At 43.1% G+C, this 1,297-nt stretch carries 1 protein-coding gene; it reads left to right on the top strand.

Going from position 1 to position 1,297, the window contains the following annotated elements; translation table 11 throughout:
• Nucleotides 1-87: 87 nt before the first annotated feature.
• Nucleotides 88-1,122, top strand: coding sequence for an IS110 family transposase (locus tag AN394_RS21100; protein WP_152968968.1), 1,035 nt, complete (start codon nucleotides 88-90; stop codon nucleotides 1,120-1,122).
• Nucleotides 1,123-1,297 lie beyond the last annotated feature (175 nt).

Raw genomic sequence — 1,297 nt, 5'->3', positions numbered from 1 at the left:
TAGGAGATGTATGGACTCCTCCCCCAAATATAGTGAGTACGGTATAAAGAAATTGGACAATTACTTTTACCAATAAGGAATCCATACATGTCAAAATTTAACCTAATTAGCATCGACTTGGCAAAAAATGTTTTTCAAGTCGGTAAGTTTCTTCATCAAAAACTACAAAGTAATAAAGCGGTGAGCAGAAAAGAACTATTGACCATACTCACTACGTCACCTCGCTGTAAAGTTGTTATGGAATCATGCGGCGGTGCTCATTATTGGGCACGCAAAGCGCGTAGTGCAGGTCATGAAGTCGTGATTCTAGACCCTCGATTTGTCAAAGCATTTAGAGTTGGCCAGAAAACGGATGCAAATGATGTTATTGCAATAGCTGCGGCTTCTTTCTCACCCAATGTTCGCCCGTGTAAATCACTGACGCAAGCACAGCAAAGTCTACAATCGATAGAGCGAATGCGTGCGTTAGCTGAAAAGCAGAAACGGCAATTGGCTAATCAAATCAGAGGCTTGTTACTTGAATTTGGGATTGTAATCAAGCAATCAGAATGCGCGTTTAGGCAAGCTATTCCTGAGATTTTAGAAGATAGCGATAATGGTTTAACCGCTGGTTTAAGGCAGTGTCTAGCTCAGTGCTATGAATTATTTAAAGCGCAATCAACATTAAAAGAAACATTAAATGAGTTACTGACAGGTTTGGTAAAACAAGATGAGCAATGTGAACGCTTACTGGCACTTGAGGGTGTCGGGCCTATCACAGCGGTTGGTTTATTAATAAGCTTAAGTGACACAACCCATTTTACGAGCGGACGCAATGCGGCAGCCAATGTTGGTGTCACCCCTCGCCAACACTCAAGTGGTGGAAAAGTGCGAATAGGTCATATAGCCAAATACCGTGGCGAGATAACATTACGGAGTCACTTGTTTCTGGGAGCCAGAGCGGTCATCAGTCAGCTAAAGCATCGAGAACCAAAAACGAAAAAAGAACAATGGCTCAAAGAATTAGTTGAAAGACGCGGTGTGAAGTGTGCAGCCATTGCATTAGCAAATAAAACAGTTAGGACAGCGTATGCCATGCTGAAAAAGGGCACGAGTTATGAACCCAGTTTACTAGCCAATTAATATTTAGCCTTCAATAACAGAAACAACAGTATTGACCAAGAACCTGCGTTAAGCGGTTAGACCCACCCTTGATAGCCTGTAAAGTGCCTGGCGTGTTAAAACACCGAGTAGGAGAAGAGGCACAAGGGCGCGAATACATCAAAGGGCCGAGGTAGCTCCTCATTATGAGCCCGCA

The organism is Pseudoalteromonas sp. P1-26 (assembly GCF_001401795.1).
In the GTDB taxonomy this organism is placed as follows: domain Bacteria; phylum Pseudomonadota; class Gammaproteobacteria; order Enterobacterales; family Alteromonadaceae; genus Pseudoalteromonas.
This window is presented reverse-complemented; position numbering and strand designations above follow the sequence as displayed.

Excerpts from the sequence above, each read along its gene's own strand:
- AN394_RS21100 (WP_152968968.1), top strand. The coding sequence starts at position 88 with ATGTCAAAATTTAACCTAATTAGCATCGACTTGGCAAAAAATGTTTTT.